The sequence below is a fragment of the Bradyrhizobium sp. HKCCYLS20291 genome, assembly GCF_051167715.1.
Taxonomy (GTDB): domain Bacteria; phylum Pseudomonadota; class Alphaproteobacteria; order Rhizobiales; family Xanthobacteraceae; genus Bradyrhizobium.
This window is the reverse complement of record NZ_JBNPTO010000001.1, coordinates 265,806-281,822: the sequence shown is the minus strand read 5'-3', so window position 1 is coordinate 281,822 and position 16,017 is coordinate 265,806. Positions and strand designations below refer to the sequence as shown.

The window sequence follows — 16,017 nt, the reverse complement described above, 5'->3', positions numbered from 1 at the left end:
CGGTCGCGGCGGCGACATCGCTGGTAGTGGACATCCGCCTTGATGCCCAGCGTCTAACGACACCCACAGGTGTCATCCCGGCGAACGCCGGGATCCATAACCACAGGCGGTCGTGTTTGCAGATGATGGCAACTCAGACCTTTGTCCCCACGCACATCACGCGGTATGGGTCCCGGCGTTCGCCGGGACGACGGCGGAGGATATGGTCGGCACTGCCCACTCTCCTGCTTGCTCCATCACGCTTCTGACTCATCAACGTCGTAGCTCATCGGCACCAACTACTTTGGCGCAGGACTCGCGGCCGCTGGCTTTGCCGCCGCCGGCTTTGCCGGCGTGCCCTTCAATGCTGCCGGCAGCTGGCGGTCGCGGGCGGCCTCGAGCTCCTTGCGCGTCTTCTCCTGCTGCTCCACCGAGAGCACCGGCCGCTGGTCGTCATGCGGCACGTCGTTCACGGGCAGATAATTGTAGGTGTTGTGAAAATCCGAGGCCGCTTCCGGTGCGGGCGTGCTGGACGTCGCGCAGCCGCCGAGCGACAGGATCATCAGCAGCGCCCCGCCGGCCAGCACCGCGCGCGCAGAGGCTCTCACGCCGGAACGGCCCTGCGTGCTCATCATCGCGCCGCCGCCATCGTGCGCGCGGGCAGCTGCGCGGTGATGCCGTGTTCATCGGACTGCAGGCCCGGCAGGCTCCGCACCCACGGATAGCCGCGGCGGCCCATCTCGAAACCGCGATCGAACAGCGCGGTCATGTAGGTGCGGTCGAACGGACCATCGGATTTCGCCTGGAAATCCGTCGGCACGCTGGCAAGGTTGAAGTCGATGCCGTTGAACTTCGCCACCGAGTAGATGCGGTAGATGTCGCCGATGCCCTGGTTCTTGATCAGCGTCGACAGCGAGCGCTGCGTCACCGACAGCACGTCGGCACCGACGCTGTCCCATTGCGGATCGATGCGGGCGTTGCGGATGACATAGAGATGCGCGCCATTCACGCTGCGCCGCGGACCGCGGCCGGAGACGAGGCGCAGCACCGAGGGTCCGATGAACACCTGCCGCGTCACGCCGCCGTCGACATGCAGCTCGTCGTAGTCCTTGTCGCCGATCCGGACCTTGATGCGCACGGGCGCGAACGCGCCAGGAACGGTCGCGGAGGCGAGCAGCACCTGACGGAACAGATCGATCGCCTCCGGCGTGTCGGCGGCGGCGATGCGGCCCATGTCCCACAGCACCGGGCGCTGCGCATCGAGATTGGTGGTGCCGACCAGCAGCACCCTGCCCTTCGCGCTCTCGCGCGCGACGTCGCGCAGGAATTCGCGGTCGACATACTTCTCGATCAGCCGCGACAGCGGCGTGTTGTCGGCCAGCGCCGAGCCCTGCAGCAGGCCTGGAATGTTGACGGTGAAGATGTCCTTGCGCTCATAGGCGGTGAAGATCTCGCGCAGCTTGTCGTCGTGTGCGCGGCCGAGAAAGACGAACGGCGCGATCAGCGCGCCGGAGCTGACGCCCGTCACCATGTCGAAGCTCGGCCGGCTGCCGCCCTCGCTCCAGCCGGCCAGGAGACCGGCGCCGAACGCGCCGTTCTCGGCACCGCCTGATATCGCCAGGAAGTTCAGCGGACGCGAGGCGGCCATTTCTGCCGAGGCACGCTGCATCGAGGCCTCCGCCATCCGCGGCGACGGCTCGTCGCCCCAATAGCGCACGTCACGAAAGCCGACCGGCTCGGCACGAATGGCCGCCATCTCGGGCGCCGCGTTGCGCGGCAAGATGGCGGCGCAGCCGGCCAGCTGCAGCGACGCCAGCAGCGCGACGGCAAAACGCGAGACAATGGCGCGGAAAGTCACGGCGGGCTTCATCGCGTCGGCTGCTGCTCCATGCTCGCGACTTCCGGCGTGGGCGGCGGCGACGAGGTTTTGGCCTCGTCCGCGCCCTTGTCGGTCCAGCCCGGCGGCAGGCCGAGGCCCGCGCCGACGAATCCCTTCAGACCCGGGAAGCGACCAAACTGCTCACATGCGGCATATTTAGGGGCGCCGCCGAGCTTGGCCGGCACGCTCGACACCGATGGCAAAGACGTGAACGAGGCGACGGATGAAAACGGCGACTCGCCGGTCGATACGAGCTTGGCGAAATCGGCGCCGAACTCGCCGGCGAGATCGTAGGCGTCGCCATCCTTGGCCATGCGTGCCGTCGACGCCGAATTGGCGCCGCGCGCCCACACCATGGCGGCCTTCTGGAAGCCGGCGAAGTCGCGCGCCTCGGCCTCGACCGACAGAGTGCCGAGACCGACCGGCAGCCGCGGCACCGGTACGGGAACGCCCGGCAACGCGACGCTCTTGGCAATGGAGGCAGCCCGCGAGGCGGCGGACGCGGTCGCGTTGGTCGGCGTTGCATGGGTGACGGTCGCCTTGACGATCAGATCGGCGTCCTCGTCCGGCGCGACCACACGAAAACGCTCGCTGAGCCGCAGGCACATTTCGCGGCTGATGGCGTTGGCCACCAGCTTCCGCTCGGTCTCGTCGAAGGCGACGTCGCCTAGCGGTGAAAACGCGGTCGGCTCGATCCGGACCGTCTTGGCCTCGAGCAGCTCCTTCTTGTTGGCCTTGATCTGGGCGCGCGTCACCAGGCCGTTGGCGTCGGCCAGGCGATCGTAATTCTTCAGCGAGCCGGCGCGCTCCAGCGGCGCGGTCGCGCAGCCGGCGGTCGCGGACGACAGCAACAGCAGCGCCGTCCATTGCAGCGGGGCGAGACGCGACATCTGCGGGAGACCCATTGATAGATAACTCACTCTAACTAAGGCCACGTGCTTCAGGACTTGTCCATCCAAAATAGATCAAATTCTCTAGATTAGAGCGGCGAGAAATATTATTTTATATTACAATGAGTTGCCGGGGCTTGATGAAGTGCGGCGGAAAATGGACGGGCAGAGTTCGAGGCGATGAGGAAGGTCGATCCGGTCAGGCACGAGCAGAAGCGGCGGGAGATTCTCCAGGCCGCACTGACCTGCTTCGTCAGGGACGGGTTTCACGGCGCCAGCACCACCGACATCTGTACCGAAGCCGGGATCAGCCCGGGCCACCTCTATCACTACTTCCCCAGCAAGGAGACGATGATCCAGGCGCTGGTGGAGCAGAATCTCGGCCACGCCGCCTCGCGGCTGCAGGTGATCCTGGCGGCGCCCGATGTCATCGAGGCGCTGGTGCAGGAGCTCGAGAGCACCAGCATCCACCAGCCGCAGGCGCAGGTGCTCACCGCCGAGGCGCTGGCCGAGGCCTGCCGCAATCCGGACTTCGCGGCCATCGTCCACGCCCATGCGCGCGCGATGCGGGCGTTGCTGGTCGACTTCATCGTCAAGGCGCAGCGCCGTGGCGAGGTCGATACGGGGCTCGATCCCGAGGCGACTGCCAATATCCTGTTCGCTGTCGTGGACGGCGCTCGGGCGCTGCCGATCCGCAATCCGGCCGTCGATATCCAGCAGAGCTCGCAGCATCTGCGGCTCATGCTGAGGCGCTTCCTCAAGCCCGCGGCGGCGCCCGCGGTCAAGACAATTGCCGCGCAGACGGTCGATTGAGATGGCGCGTCGCCACCTGAGATTGACACCCTGCCCTGCCCGAGATTGACTGCGCTCAACTAAGCGGATGACCGCAAGCAATCGATCGGGAGGATGCCATGACGCGAGCACGACGCGGAGGCGCGAGCGGTGTTGTCCGAACGTTGCTGCTGGCCATCGTCGCGACCGCCGGTGCCCTGCTTCCGCGGGCCGTCAGCGCCGGCGAAATCCCGACCTTCGCCGTCGAGCCGTCCTGGCCGAAACAACTGCCCAACAACTGGATCCTCGGTCAGGTCGGCGGCATCACCGTCGACAGCCAAGGCCATGTCTGGGTCATCCATCGCCCGCGCTCGCTGACCGACGACGAGAAGGGCGCGGCGCTGAATCCGCCGCGCTCGAAATGCTGCATCCCGGCGCCGCCGGTGCTGGAGTTCGATGCCGACGGCAATCTGCTGCGCGCCTGGGGTGGTCCCGGACCGGGCTACGAATGGGTCGGCCGCGAGCACGGCATCGAGGTCGACGAGCGCGGCTTCGTGTGGATCGGCGGCAATGCCGACAACGACAATGCGATCCTGAAATTCACCGTCGACGGCAAGTTCGTCGCGCAGATCGGCTCGATCGCGCCGAGCAAGGGCTCCAACGACACCACGCAGCTCGGCAAGCCGGCGGAGACCGCGATCGACAAGGAGGCCAACGAGATCTACGTCGCCGACGGCTACGGCAACCGGCGTGTCATCGTGTTCGATGCCACCACCCTGGCCTACAAGCGCCATTGGGGCGCCTACGGCCACGTCCCTGATGACACCAAGCAGCCGCCCTATGATCCCAAGGCGCCGGTGTCACAGCAGTTCGGCAATCCGGTGCATTGCGTGAAGATAACCGACGACGGCCTCGTCTATGTCTGCGACCGCATCAACGACCGCATCCAGGTGTTCAAGAAGGACGGCACGTTCGTGACCGAATGGTTCTTCGAGAAGGCCACGCTCGGCAACGGCGCGGTCTGGGATATCGCGATCTGGCCCGATCCCAGGCAGAGCTACCTGCTGTCCGCGGACGGCGAGAACAACGAGATCCGCATCATCAAGCGGGCGGATGGCAGCGTGGTCGGAAGCTTCGGCCACAATGGCCGCAATGCCGGCCAATTTCACTGGGTGCATGCGATGGCGGTCGACAAGCAGGGTAACGTCTATACCGCCGAGGTCGACACCGGTAAGCGCATTCAGAAATTCAGGCTGACCTCGGACGCGCTGCGTTAACGCTAAGCTGGCCGCACAAAGCTTAGGCGAGCCTCCCCCCTTTTGGCGCATTGCCGCAACTGACGAGACCGGCTATCCAGGGAGACCATCGGCAAAGGGCACCCAAGAAAGCCCTGCCGTGACACGACACCAGGGAGGACTTTGATGACGACGTCTCATGCGCGGCGAATGGCCGCGCTGCTTGCCGCCACCACGCTGAGCTTTGCCGGCTCCGCCTTCGCCGACGACAAGGTCGTCAAGATCGGCGTGCTCAACGACATGTCGAGCCTCTATGCCGACATCGGCGGGCCGAACTCCGTCGCCGCCGCGAACATGGCGGTCGAGGACTCCGGCCTCAAGGCCAAGGGCTGGACCATCGAGGTCATCAGCGGCGATCACCAGAACAAGCCCGACGTCGGCGTCAATATCGGCCGGCAGTGGATCGACACCCAGAAGGTCGACGTGATCATGGACACGCCCAACTCCGGCGTGGCGCTCGCCGTCTCCAATCTCGTCAAGGAGAAGAACTCGATCCTGCTGAACTCCGGCGCCGCCACCGCGGACCTCACCGGCAAGGCCTGCAACGCCAACACGGTCTCCTACACCTACGACACCTACATGCTCGCCAACGGCACCGGCAAGGCGCTGACCAAGGCGGGCGGCGACAGCTGGTTCTTCCTCACCGCCGACTACGCGTTCGGCCACGCGCTCGAGCGCGACACCTCCGCGGTGGTGACCGCCAATGGCGGCAAGGTGCTCGGCGCGGTCAAGCACCCGCTCAACACCGCCGATTTCTCGTCCTTCCTGCTGCAGGCGCAGTCGTCGAAGGCCAAGGTCATCGGCCTCGCCAATGCCGGCGGCGACACCACCAACTCGATCAAGCAGGCGTCCGAGTTCGGCATCGTCCAGGGCGGCCAGAAGCTCGCCGCGCTCTTGCTGTTCGTCAACGACGTGCATGCGCTCGGGCTCAAGGTCGCGCAGGGCTTGACCTTCACCGAGTCGTTCTACTGGGATCTGAACGACAACACCCGCGAATGGTCGAAGCGCTTCCAGAAGGTGTCGCCGAAGGGCACGATGCCGTCGATGACAGTGGCCGGCGTGTACGCCGGCACGCTGCATTATCTCAAGACGCTGGACGCGATGGGCGGCAATCCGCATGACGGCGCCAAGGTCGTCGCCAAGATGAAGGAGCTCCCGACCGACGACCCGCTGTTCGGCAAGGGCCCGCTGCGCGCCGACGGCCGCCGCCTGATCCCGGCCTATCTGTTCGAGGTCAAGAAGCCGGAAGAGTCCAAATATCCTTGGGACTACTACAAGCTGGTGTCGACCATTCCGGCCGAGGACGCCGCCAAGCCGCTCGAAGCCAGCGAGTGCCCGCTGGTGAAGAAGTAACGGCGTAAATACGAGGCGGCGCGCAGCGTCGTCTCGCCCCCAAGCGAGACCCTCATCCGTTCAGGATGAGGGTTTTTCTTTGCCTGCGCGCAGCGTCCGCACCGCGATCACCAACGCTCCTATCAGCAGCACCGAGGCCAGCAGGAACGGCGCACCCGGCAGATGCAGCGGCGCGGTCGCGCCGATGAAATAGGCAAACGTCAGCGTGAACAGGAAGGGACCCGCCAGCTGGGCCATGCTCTGGACGCTCGACGTGGCGCCCTGCAGCTGGCCCTGGCGGTCGGACGGCACCAGCCGCGTCATCAGCGCCTGGATCGCCGCACCCGAGACACCCCACAGCGCCATCGCGGGAATGCCGAGCCAGCTCAGCTGGCCCGTGGGTGCGAGGCCGAAGATCAGGAAGCCCAGGGTTCCCGAACCAAGCCCGAGCATCAGCGCGCCGCGCTCGCCGAGCGAGCGCACGATCAAGCCGACCGCCCCGCCCTGCACCACCATCGCGCAGACGCCCACGATCGCCAGAGTGAGGCCGACCGTGCGCGTGTCCCAGCCGTAGCGGTAGGTTGCATACAGCACAAAGGTCGACGGCAGCACCACATGGGCGAGCTGGGTGATGAAGTTGACGATCGACAATCCGAACAGCGTCTCGTCCGAGCGCAGCAATTGCAGCGCGCCGAGCGGGTTCGCCGTCCGCCATCGGAACGGATTGCGCCGCTCCGAGGGCAGCGATTCCGGCAGCACCAGGAGTCCGTACAGCGCATTGGCGAAGCTGAGCCCAGCCGCGGCCCAGAATGGCAGCCGCTGATCGATGTCGCCGAGCAGCCCGCCGGTGGCGGGCCCGAGCACGAAGCCGGCACCGAACGCCGCCCCGATGCGGCCGAACACCGCCGCGCGGCGGTCCGGCGGCGTCAGGTCGGAGATATAGGCGAACGCGGTGGAGACACTCGCCGACGTGACGCCCGAGATCAGCCGCCCGACAAACAGCCAGGCCAGCGATGGCGCCAGCGCCATCAGCACGTAGTCGGCAGCCAGGCCGAAGTTCGACATCAGGATCACCGGGCGGCGGCCGAACCGGTCCGACAGGCTGCCCAGCACCGGCGCGAACACGAACTGCATCAGCGCCCAGGCGGTGCCGAACACGCCGAAGATGCGCGCGGCCTGCGCGGTGTCGTTGGCGACGAAGCTCTCGATCAGCTTCGGCAGGATCGGCATGATCAGCCCGAGCGCGAGCATATCGAGCAGGATGGTGACGAAGATGAAAGCGACGGCGCCGCGGCGTGGCGCCGTCTGCACGCCGCCAGATGTCGGAACCTCGGAATCGACCATGAGCTGCCATCGGATGACCGTCCGCGCCAACCGCAAGACGGGCGGCGACTTATACACGCACCGTCGAGGTCAGCAATCCGGGCGGATCAGCGCGATCCGTGGCGAAGCCTGCGGCGATCCTGACGAGGTGCGCTTGCCGCGCCGCTCTGATCCTGCTGGGACGCGGCGAAGATGCTCCTGATCGTAGTCCCGTCGATCGCCAAGAGCGAGCGCCAGTTCGCAACACCACGCGTTGCTGCGCAGGATCGAAGGTCGACCGCATCAACGATGAACAGGAGGCATCCTTACGATGACACTCATGCGGCCTTGATATCGGCGAGGAAGCTTTCAACCCCCTCGCGCAACATCTCCGACTGCTTCGATAATTCACCAGAGGCGGTCAGCACCTGCTGCGCAGCGCCGCCGGTATCGGTGGCCGCCTGACGAACGCCGGTCACGTTCGAAGAGATCTCGCCGGTGCCTGCGGCGGCCTGCTGCACGTTTCGCGCAATCTCCTGGGTTGCCGAACCCTGCTCCTCCACGGCGCTTGCAATCGCGCCGGCGATCTCGTTCATTCGCCGGATGGTCGCGCCGATGCCGCTGATCGCACCGACCACCTGATCGGACGATGCCTGGATCGAAGCAACTTGGCTGGAGATCTGATCGGTGGCCTTGGCGGTCTGCTCGGCAAGATTCTTGACCTCCGCCGCCACCACCGCAAAGCCGCGACCGGCGTCACCGGCGCGCGCGGCCTCGATGGTGGCATTGAGCGCCAGGAGGTTGGTCTGGCTCGCGATCTCACTGATAAGCTTGACGACGTCGCCGATGCCGGCCGCGTCATTCTGCAGGCTCTGCACCGTCGAGTTGGTACGATCAACGTCAGCCACCGCCTTCTGAGCAATACTGGCCGATTGCGTGACCTGGCGACCGATCTCCGCGACCGAACTCGCCAATTCCTCAGACGCGGCTGCCACCGTTTGAACATTGACGGAAGCTTCTTCGGTCGCCGCCGCTACGGCGGTGGCCTGCGCGCTCGTCTCCTCGGCGGTCGCCGTCATCTGCGAGGCCGTGGCCTGCAACTCGGTCGATGCTGCCGCAACCGACCGCAGCATTCCGGAGATGCCGGCTTCGAACGTGTCAGTCAGCTCGTTGACCCGCGTGGCGCGTGCCATGCGCTGCTTGATGGCCTCCGCCTCCTTGGCTGCAAGCTCCTTTGCCTTGATCATGTTCTCCTTGAATACCGTGACGGCGCGCGCCATCCGGCCGATCTCGTCCTGCTGCTCGATTCCGGGAATTTCCACCGAGTGATCGCCGGACGCGAGCGTGCCCATGGCACCGACCATCTTCAGGATTGGAGGTACGATCGAGCGATTGGTGAAGTAGACGACCGCTCCGGCGACACCGATGGCGACACCCAGCAATGTCCACAGCAAGATGACAAGAAATCCGGTCTCGGCCAGGACAGCGTTGCCGTCGTTGGTCAGCATGGTCTGCTGGCGAGCCACCATGCCGCCGGAGCGCGTACCATCGGCCGATTTTGCGCCTGCAAAGATGTCGAGCAGTTTGTTGGCACGGGGAGCCGCTTCGTTTGTCAGGAACCATTGCGCCATGTTCCAGCGGTCAGAGGCCCGGATGTCGAACATCTGCTGCGGCATTGGCGAGAACTTGCCGCGGGCTTCGGCTAGCGCCGCGAACGCCTTTTGCTGCTCCGGGGTCATGTCGGAGCGGCGCTTCGACAAGGCATCGAACTTCTTCTGATTGAGCGCCCAGAGCTCCTCATACTCCTTCTTGAAGTTCACGTCGGCGGTCAGGAGGTAGGCACGGATTGCGCCGATGGCCATCGCCATGCTGCCGCGCAGGTCGGCAAACTCCAGCAGCAAGGCCTTGCGTACATCGTTGGACGGAAGACTCCCTTCCTCGTTGATGATCGACGTCATCGTCTGCAGCATGATCTTGGCCAGCGGTGCCGCTTCGGCGGCCAGCATCTTCGTCGCAGGCTGCTCATCGATCGAGTGCGCAATGGTCTCGGCTTTGTCCTGTGCACTGCGCAGTTCGTCGAGCAGCGGCTTGGCTGCTTTCCAATCCTGCTTGTTGAGCGGGTTGCTCCACTGTGTCGACAGGCGGTCCATCTCCGCGCCATGTGTCTCGATCGCGCGCCAAAGCCCGGCCCGCTCGGTCTTGAACACATCGTTGCCGGAGATCAACCAGCCCCTCAGCGAAGCCAGCGTGGCATAGACGTCGACGACCAGGTTGCTAGCCGACATCGCGGTCGGAACGCGGAGATTGACGTTGCGCGCCGTCGAGTCGTTGACGGTACGGACTTTGATGATCGTGATACCCACGACCGCTGCCATCAGCAGGCACAGCCCCCCGAATCCAGCGATCAATCGCCCCCGAATGCCGAGACTGAGTGCCATGACGAGCCTCGCTTGCGCAGCTAATAATCAATTGCACAAATTTTCGGCGATCATCATGAAAAATTCACTAAGCTGCGACTCCGGGAAATCACGGGCATCCGATAGGTTTCTGATCCATGCACCACGCCGAGCATTGGATAGAGCCGGCAGAACAAACAGCGGTCCTGATCAGTTCGGCCGCTTGCGCTTGTGCGCGAACGGGTTGGCCTTCTCGCGCAGGGTGATGCGCACCGGCGTGCCCGGCAGCTCGAAGGTCTCGCGCATCGAGTTGGTGAGATAGCGCAAGTAAGATTGCGGGATCGCATCCGCGCGCGAGCAGAACAGCACGAAGCTCGGCGGCCGCGCCTTGGTCTGCGTGATGTAGTTCAGCTTGAGGCGGCGGCCGGAGACGGCCGGCGGCGGATTGTTGGCGATCGCCCCTTCGAACCAGCGGTTCAGGGCAGCCGTGGGCACGCGCCGGTTCCAGACCGCGTAGGCCTGGACGATCGCCTGCATCAGGCGGTCGATGCCCTCGCCCATCAGGCCGGACACTGCGACGATCGGCGCGCCTGCGACCTGCGGCAGCCAATGGTCGGCATCCCTGCGAAGCGCCGAGATCTGGCCCGGCTGAGCTTCGATCAGGTCCCATTTGTTGACGGCGAGGATCAGCGCACGACCTTCGCGCTCAATCAGGTCGGCGATGCGCAGGTCCTGCTCCTCGAAGCGGTGCTGCGCATCCATCATCAGCACGACGACTTCGGCGAAGCGCACGGCGCGGAGCGCGTCGGCCACCGACAGCTTCTCCAGCTTCTCCTCGATGCGCGACCGGCGGCGCAGGCCGGCGGTGTCGAAGATGCGGAAGCCGCGGCCCTTGTATTCGATCTCGACCGCGATCGAATCGCGCGTCGTGCCGGCCTCGGGGCTGGTGAGCAGCCGCTCCTCGCCGAGCAGGTGGTTGATGAGCGTCGACTTGCCGGCATTTGGGCGGCCGACGATGGCGACACGGATCGGGCGTGCGGCGCGCTCCTCGTCGGTCTCCTCGCGCTCGTCCTCCTCGTCCTCGGTGGGCGGCACGAGCTTGCTGACGGCGTCATAGAGCTCGCCCATGCCCTCGCCATGCTCGGCCGAGATCTGGATCGGATCGCCGAGCCCGAGCGCATAGGATTCCATCGCGCCGAGCTCGCCATGCTTGCCCTCGCTCTTGTTGGCGAGCAGCAGCACCGGCTTGTCGGCGCGGCGGGCGAAATCGGCAAAAGCGCGGTCGGACGGCGTCAGTCCGATGCGGGCGTCGATGACGAAGAACAGCGCGTCGGCGAGCGCGATCGCGGTCTCCGTCTGCTCCTGCATGCGCGCCGTCAGCGAACCCTTGGGGCCCTCGTCGAGACCGGCGGTGTCGATGATCGTAAAGTGGAGATCGCCGAGCTTGGCCTCGCCCTCGCGGCGATCCCGGGTCACGCCGGGCATGTCGTCGACGAGCGCCAGCTTCTGCCCGACCAGGCGGTTGAACAGGGTCGATTTGCCGACATTGGGCCGGCCGATGATGGCGATGGTGAAAGGCATGATGATCCGTGCGCGTGTGCGCGCAGCTTTAGCGCATTCGGCCACAAAACCGAAACGGGGGTGCGGCCGATCCGCCGCGCGTCCTTAACGGCTGAACGAGCCGCTCGGCACCGGGGCCGGGAAGGTGCCGCCGGACTGGCGCATCGGCTGCTGCGCCGGCGCGGCGTCATCCGCAGGCGGTGCGGTGGTGCGGCGGCGCACGATCTTTTTGGGCTTCGGCGCGGGCGGCACAGCGGCTGCGCCCTCCTCGACGGCTGCAGCTTCGCCGTCCTGGGGATCGGCGGGCGCCGCGCTCGGTGCGGCGGCCTGCTGCCGGCCCTTGGCGCCCTTCTTGCCTTTGGTGGGCTCCTCCATCGCAGCAGGCGGCGGTGCCGCGGCCTGGGCGCCGGGATCGGCCATCTGCTGCTGCTGCGCGCCCTTGTACATGTCCTTGGGCACGCCCTGCTCGAGACCGGGCACGCCCTCGGGGAAGACCGCCCTGCGGTCGCCCGGCAGCTTCTTCTTGGTGTCGAGGAAGTCGAGCAGATCCGATGGATCGAAGCTGCCGCCACCCGCGCATCCGCCGAGCACGCCGGTGAGGGCGACGAGCACGGTCAAGGCAATGAGACGTTGGGAGCGCATGGTCGTCGTTCCGATCGGTTCAGGTTTCGCCGAGAGCTGACGAATCAGCTCTTGGCCACCGCAGGCAGCAGCGCTTGCATCGCTTCGGCGCGCGAGCGCAGGCCCGGCGGCGTCTCACCATCCAGCGCAATCATGTCGAGCCATTGGCGGGCCGCGCCGGCATCATTGGCCTTCCAGGCCGACAGCGCCAGCAATTCGCGGGCGGCGTGGCGGAATGGTGCATCGGCCACGGTTTCGCCCTCGAGGCGCTTCTTGAGATCGGCGTAAGGCGCCGTATCGACCAGCAATCCGGCGGCGCGCAGCCGCGCCAGCGACTGCTGCTCGGGCCCGATGCTGCGATCCGCGGCCAGTTCGTCGAACAGCTTCACGCCCGCTGCCTTGTCGCGCGCCGCGGCTTCGGCGGCCTGGTGGAACCGCGCCAGCAACCGGTATCCGAACGGCGCTGACGCCGCGACCTCGGCGAACGCCTTCTCGGCCTCGGCGGGCTTGTTCTGCTCGGACAGCTCCAGGGCCTTGTTGAAGGCCGAGCCCGCCTCGGCGGCCTTGTTGGCCTCGACATACTGGTAGCCGCGCCAGCCGCCGACGCCGGCAATGATCAGCACCGCAGCTGCAATGATAAAGATCGAATACCGGTCCCACAGCTTCTTGAGCTGTTCCCGACGGACCTCTTCGTCTACTTCATCATAAAATTCAGACACTTAAGAACATCCCATGAGATCCGCCGCGAGCTGCAGGACGGATGGTATTGAAGTGCCGCGCGAACAGGCCCTGCCCGCTTGCGGCGCGGATACCGCGCCGTTATGGCGGTGGCAAGGCACGCCCCTGCCAATCAAGGCGTTGCTCCCAGCTTCCGCCACCGTGCCGAAAGGCGGCTATCACGCCGTCAAGGCCTCGCGCAACTGCCGTTTCATCACCTTGCCGTTCGCATTGCGCGGCAAAGGGTCCGAAGTGACGACCAGGGTCTCCGGGACCTTATAGTCAGACAGCCGCTCGGCGCACCAGCTGCGCAGGGTCTCGCTGCTGGCGGGCGAACGGGTCACGACCACGGCGTGCACCCGCTCGCCCAGCACCGGACAGGGACGGGCGATGATCGCACTTTCGACCACCGCCGGATGGCTCGCCAGCACCGATTCGACCTCGGCCGAATAGATCTTGAGGCCGCCGCGGTTGATCATGTCCTTCTGCCGGTCGAACACCCGGACGAAATTGTCGGCGTCGATCGAGCCGAGGTCGCCGGAATGCCAGTAGCCGGCCGTGAAGCTTTCGGCTGTCGCGTCAGGCCTGTTCCAATAGCCCTTGATGACCTGGCCGCCGCCGATCCAGATCTCGCCGATTTCACCGCGCGGCAGCTCGCGGCCCTGCGCGTCCATCACCAGGATGCTGGCGCCCGGACAGGGCAGCCCGACGCTGTCGATATGACGAGCGGTCAGCGCCGGCGGCATCAGCGTCGACGGCGAGGTGGTCTCGGTCGAGCCATAGGCATTGACCAGCCGCAGCCCCGGGATCTTGGCCGCGAGCTTCTCGATGGTGGCGACCGGCATCGGCGCGCCGCCGAAACCGCCGATGCGCCAGGATGCCAGATCATGGCTGTCGAAATCCGGCTGCAGCAGGCAGAGATTGTACATCGCCGGCACCATCACGGTGTAGGTGACCCGTTCGCGCGCGGCGAGCTTCAGGTACTCGGCGGCCTTGAACTCCGGCATGATGATCAAGGTGCCGGCGCAGCGTGCCATGCTGGTGACGTTGGCGACGACGCCGGTGACATGGCCGAGCGGCACCGCGGCGATCGAGCGATCAGCCGGGGTCAGCCCGAGACAGGCCTCGTAGATCAACGAGGAGTGCACGATGTTGCAATGGGAGAGCATCGCCCCCTTCGGCCGCCCGGTGGTGCCGGAGGTGTAGAGGATCATCGCGATGTCCTCTTCGGCCACGTCCTCGGCAGCTTCGAGCGGCGCGCGGTCGGCAAGACGCGCGAGGTCGGATCGGCCGCTATCGTCATCGACGGCGATCCGATGCAGCAGATCAGGAACGTCGGCCGCGTCCGGCAGCCGTTCGGCCAAGGCCGCCTCGTGCAGCAGCAGCTTGGCGCCGCAATCGTTCAGTACATAGGCGATCTCCGGCTTCTGCTGGCGCGTCGAGAGCAGCACCGTGATCAGGCCGAGTTGCGCTGCTGCAAACAGCGTCAGGACGAATTCGATGCGGTTGCCGAGCAGGACCGCGACGCGATCGCCGCGTTGCAGCCCCTTGTCGCGCAGCAGCGCGGCAATCTTTCCGGACTGAAGGACCACGTCTCGCCAGCTCAGCCGCCGATCGCCGCACACCAGCGCCTCGCCGCCGCCGTTGCGCGCGGCCGCCTGCTCGACCATGGCCCAGATGCTGGCCGGACGCTCCGTGAACAACGGCACCACGCGATCGCCGAAACGCTGCTCGCAGCGCATCGGCGCGATGGCGGCATGTTTCGACCACTCCATCCGATCGCCCTCCCCGATTGTTGTTCTTGCTGACCGGTCATGCCGGCAGGTGATGCCGCTCATCACGAACGGCATCGAAAGTGTCCTGCAGATTTTGCAGTCAGACCAGCGCTAATTGCCGATGACGGGAATGCCCAGCACGACGGGATGGAACGCGAAGGCCAGCGCCAGATAAACGACGATACCGACCACAACGGCAATGACATCGTTGCCGACGCCGCCGACCGGAATCGGCGGGCCCCCGGCATCGGCGCGGCGCTTGAGCGAGATGCGATCGAACACCGCCCATGCCAGGATGGAGCCGAACAGGATGATGCCGCCGAGATCGCCATTGGCGAGCAGATGGCCGAACGCCCATAGCTTCACGCCGGCCAGCATCGGGTGCTTCAGCGCCGTGTAGATGCGACCGCGAAGATAGGCGGCGACGATCATGATGACGGCCGGCAGCATCAAGGCGAGGTTGATGTGCTTGAACGCCTTCGGCGGCGTCCAGACCTGGATCCAGCCGCCGCCATTGCGGTACTCGGCAAAGCCCCAGACGATCAGCGCGAGGCCCGCGAGCGCGACCACCGTGTAGGCGAGTTTATAGGTGCCCTCGCCCATCCGCGCGATCACCTGCGCCCGGGCGTCGCGCCGCGTCGTGAACACATGCGCGCCGAGAAACAGCACCAGCCCCACCACCATCACCAGAAGTCCCACGGCATCCCCCTCACGTGCACGCAAAGTCGTGGGACCTGGGTATCATTTTCGGGGGCGCTCCCGCAACGTGACCGGCATTTCCAGGTGAGGCACCAGGCGCCTCAGCCGTCATTCCGTCGCGGCTCGCAGCGCCGAACCCGGAATGACGGTAGAGAGACGAGGGATGGGATGCAAGGCCGACGCTATTGCCGTTCCGACGTGCTCTTCAGGTCGCGATTGTCGACATAGCGGATCGCGATCGGGCGGCCGGCCAGCGCGCCGCCGAGCCCCGAGGTGAGCTTCAGCGGCAGGCAGGTGCCGAGCGAGTCGTTGATCGCCTTCAGATAGGCGTCGCGGGTCTCAGCCGATACGCCCGATGTGGCGAAGGTCAGCCGCGGCGGTGCCACCATCTCGCCGGTGCGCTTGAAACTGAAGCGCACCGTCATCTGCATGCCCGCTTGCGCGGTCTGCTCCGGTGGCGGCGTCCAGCACGACCTGAGTTCGGCGAACAGATCGCCGATCGTGTCGAGATCGTGATCGGGTCGCTGATACCTGGCTTCCTCGTCCTTGGACGGGCGGCTCTTGATCGTCAGCTGCAGGTTCTGGCCGTAGGGATAGTCCATCTCGGGAATGCACGGCCACGGACCAAAGATGCTGCAGGACGGCGTGCACGGCTGATTGTCGAGCACGCTGCACGGCGTGTGCGCGAACGGGACCGGATTGACACGGTCGCGCGCGTCGGCCGCAACCGGCACGGCGAACCACAGGGCAAGGAGCAGCAGGACACGCAGCATGGCGACACTTCGCAGGCGGTGGTCTCAA

Annotated in this window: 14 protein-coding genes; 3 read left to right on the top strand and 11 right to left on the bottom strand. The window is 65.9% G+C overall.

All coding sequences use genetic code 11. The features are described from left to right. Window positions 1–278 precede the first annotated feature (278 nt). From ACQR07_RS01275 to ACQR07_RS01265, 3 genes are read right to left on the bottom strand one after another with little or no spacing between them, the layout of a single operon-like run. Window positions 279–614 carry a hypothetical protein gene (locus tag ACQR07_RS01275; protein WP_434900574.1) on the bottom strand — a complete coding sequence of 112 codons (336 nt, stop codon included), beginning with the start codon at window positions 612–614 and terminating at the stop codon, window positions 279–281. Beyond that, complete coding sequence (locus tag ACQR07_RS01270) at window positions 611–1,849, bottom strand: patatin-like phospholipase family protein (RefSeq protein ID WP_434900573.1); 1,239 nt, start codon at window positions 1,847–1,849, stop codon at window positions 611–613. The genes ACQR07_RS01275 and ACQR07_RS01270 overlap by 4 nt, the downstream gene beginning before the upstream one ends. Next, window positions 1,846–2,748: a DUF3313 family protein gene (locus ACQR07_RS01265; RefSeq protein ID WP_434900572.1), complete on the bottom strand. Its 903-nt coding sequence runs from the start codon at window positions 2,746–2,748 to the stop codon at window positions 1,846–1,848. Before ACQR07_RS01265 ends, ACQR07_RS01270 begins: the two co-directional genes overlap by 4 nt. A gap of 180 nt (window positions 2,749–2,928) precedes the next feature. Between ACQR07_RS01265 and ACQR07_RS01260 the strand changes: the two genes are divergently transcribed. The 3 genes from ACQR07_RS01260 to ACQR07_RS01250 all read left to right on the top strand — a co-directional run bounded on the left by ACQR07_RS01260 (window position 2,929) and on the right by ACQR07_RS01250 (window position 6,167). Continuing rightward, window positions 2,929–3,561 carry a TetR/AcrR family transcriptional regulator gene (locus tag ACQR07_RS01260; RefSeq protein WP_434900571.1) on the top strand — a complete coding sequence of 211 codons (633 nt, stop codon included), beginning with the start codon at window positions 2,929–2,931 and terminating at the stop codon, window positions 3,559–3,561. 98 nt (window positions 3,562–3,659) lie between these two features. Further along, a complete protein-coding gene (locus tag ACQR07_RS01255) occupies window positions 3,660–4,796 on the top strand; it encodes a hypothetical protein (RefSeq protein ID WP_434900570.1) in 1,137 nt (378 codons plus the stop codon). Window positions 4,797–4,940: 144 nt separating this feature from the next. After that, complete coding sequence (locus tag ACQR07_RS01250) at window positions 4,941–6,167, top strand: ABC transporter substrate-binding protein (RefSeq protein WP_434900569.1); 1,227 nt, start codon at window positions 4,941–4,943, stop codon at window positions 6,165–6,167. Between the two features lie 60 nt (window positions 6,168–6,227). On the opposite strand, the gene ACQR07_RS01245 is transcribed toward ACQR07_RS01250, so the two are convergent. The 8 genes from ACQR07_RS01245 to ACQR07_RS01210 form a co-directional block, all read right to left on the bottom strand. Further along, the gene (locus tag ACQR07_RS01245) at window positions 6,228–7,490 is read right to left on the bottom strand and encodes a TCR/Tet family MFS transporter (RefSeq protein WP_434900568.1); all 1,263 of its coding nucleotides are present in this window, start codon (window positions 7,488–7,490) and stop codon (window positions 6,228–6,230) included. A 296-nt stretch (window positions 7,491–7,786) separates the two neighbouring features. Continuing rightward, entirely contained in the window at window positions 7,787–9,886 is a 2,100-nt protein-coding gene (locus tag ACQR07_RS01240; protein WP_434900567.1) for a methyl-accepting chemotaxis protein, read from the bottom strand. Between the two features lie 168 nt (window positions 9,887–10,054). Then, window positions 10,055–11,425 carry a ribosome biogenesis GTPase Der gene (der, locus tag ACQR07_RS01235; protein WP_434900566.1) on the bottom strand — a complete coding sequence of 457 codons (1,371 nt, stop codon included), beginning with the start codon at window positions 11,423–11,425 and terminating at the stop codon, window positions 10,055–10,057. An 84-nt stretch (window positions 11,426–11,509) separates the two neighbouring features. Next, a complete protein-coding gene (locus ACQR07_RS01230) occupies window positions 11,510–12,046 on the bottom strand; it encodes a hypothetical protein (protein WP_434900565.1) in 537 nt (178 codons plus the stop codon). 44 nt (window positions 12,047–12,090) lie between these two features. Next, window positions 12,091–12,744, bottom strand: a complete 654-nt coding sequence (locus tag ACQR07_RS01225; RefSeq protein WP_434900564.1) for a tetratricopeptide repeat protein — start codon at window positions 12,742–12,744, stop codon at window positions 12,091–12,093. Between the two features lie 177 nt (window positions 12,745–12,921). Next, entirely contained in the window at window positions 12,922–14,517 is a 1,596-nt protein-coding gene (locus ACQR07_RS01220; RefSeq protein WP_434900563.1) for a class I adenylate-forming enzyme family protein, read from the bottom strand. Between the two features lie 111 nt (window positions 14,518–14,628). Continuing rightward, entirely contained in the window at window positions 14,629–15,216 is a 588-nt protein-coding gene (locus tag ACQR07_RS01215) for an NnrU family protein (RefSeq protein ID WP_434900562.1), read from the bottom strand. A 182-nt stretch (window positions 15,217–15,398) separates the two neighbouring features. Then, window positions 15,399–15,989 carry a hypothetical protein gene (locus tag ACQR07_RS01210; protein ID WP_434900561.1) on the bottom strand — a complete coding sequence of 197 codons (591 nt, stop codon included), beginning with the start codon at window positions 15,987–15,989 and terminating at the stop codon, window positions 15,399–15,401. Between the last annotated feature and the right edge of the window lie 28 nt (window positions 15,990–16,017).

Coding starts and splice junctions, on each gene's coding strand:
- ACQR07_RS01220 (WP_434900563.1), bottom strand. CDS start 14,517: ATGGAGTGGTCGAAACATGCCGCCATCGCGCCGATGCGCTGCGAGCAG.
- der (WP_434900566.1), bottom strand. CDS start 11,425: ATGCCTTTCACCATCGCCATCATCGGCCGGCCCAATGTCGGCAAATCG.
- ACQR07_RS01250 (WP_434900569.1), top strand. CDS start 4,941: ATGACGACGTCTCATGCGCGGCGAATGGCCGCGCTGCTTGCCGCCACC.
- ACQR07_RS01255 (WP_434900570.1), top strand. CDS start 3,660: ATGACGCGAGCACGACGCGGAGGCGCGAGCGGTGTTGTCCGAACGTTG.
- ACQR07_RS01210 (WP_434900561.1), bottom strand. CDS start 15,989: ATGCTGCGTGTCCTGCTGCTCCTTGCCCTGTGGTTCGCCGTGCCGGTT.
- ACQR07_RS01240 (WP_434900567.1), bottom strand. CDS start 9,886: ATGGCACTCAGTCTCGGCATTCGGGGGCGATTGATCGCTGGATTCGGG.
- ACQR07_RS01275 (WP_434900574.1), bottom strand. CDS start 614: ATGATGAGCACGCAGGGCCGTTCCGGCGTGAGAGCCTCTGCGCGCGCG.
- ACQR07_RS01270 (WP_434900573.1), bottom strand. CDS start 1,849: ATGAAGCCCGCCGTGACTTTCCGCGCCATTGTCTCGCGTTTTGCCGTC.
- ACQR07_RS01245 (WP_434900568.1), bottom strand. CDS start 7,490: ATGGTCGATTCCGAGGTTCCGACATCTGGCGGCGTGCAGACGGCGCCA.
- ACQR07_RS01230 (WP_434900565.1), bottom strand. CDS start 12,046: ATGCGCTCCCAACGTCTCATTGCCTTGACCGTGCTCGTCGCCCTCACC.
- ACQR07_RS01265 (WP_434900572.1), bottom strand. CDS start 2,748: ATGTCGCGTCTCGCCCCGCTGCAATGGACGGCGCTGCTGTTGCTGTCG.
- ACQR07_RS01260 (WP_434900571.1), top strand. CDS start 2,929: ATGAGGAAGGTCGATCCGGTCAGGCACGAGCAGAAGCGGCGGGAGATT.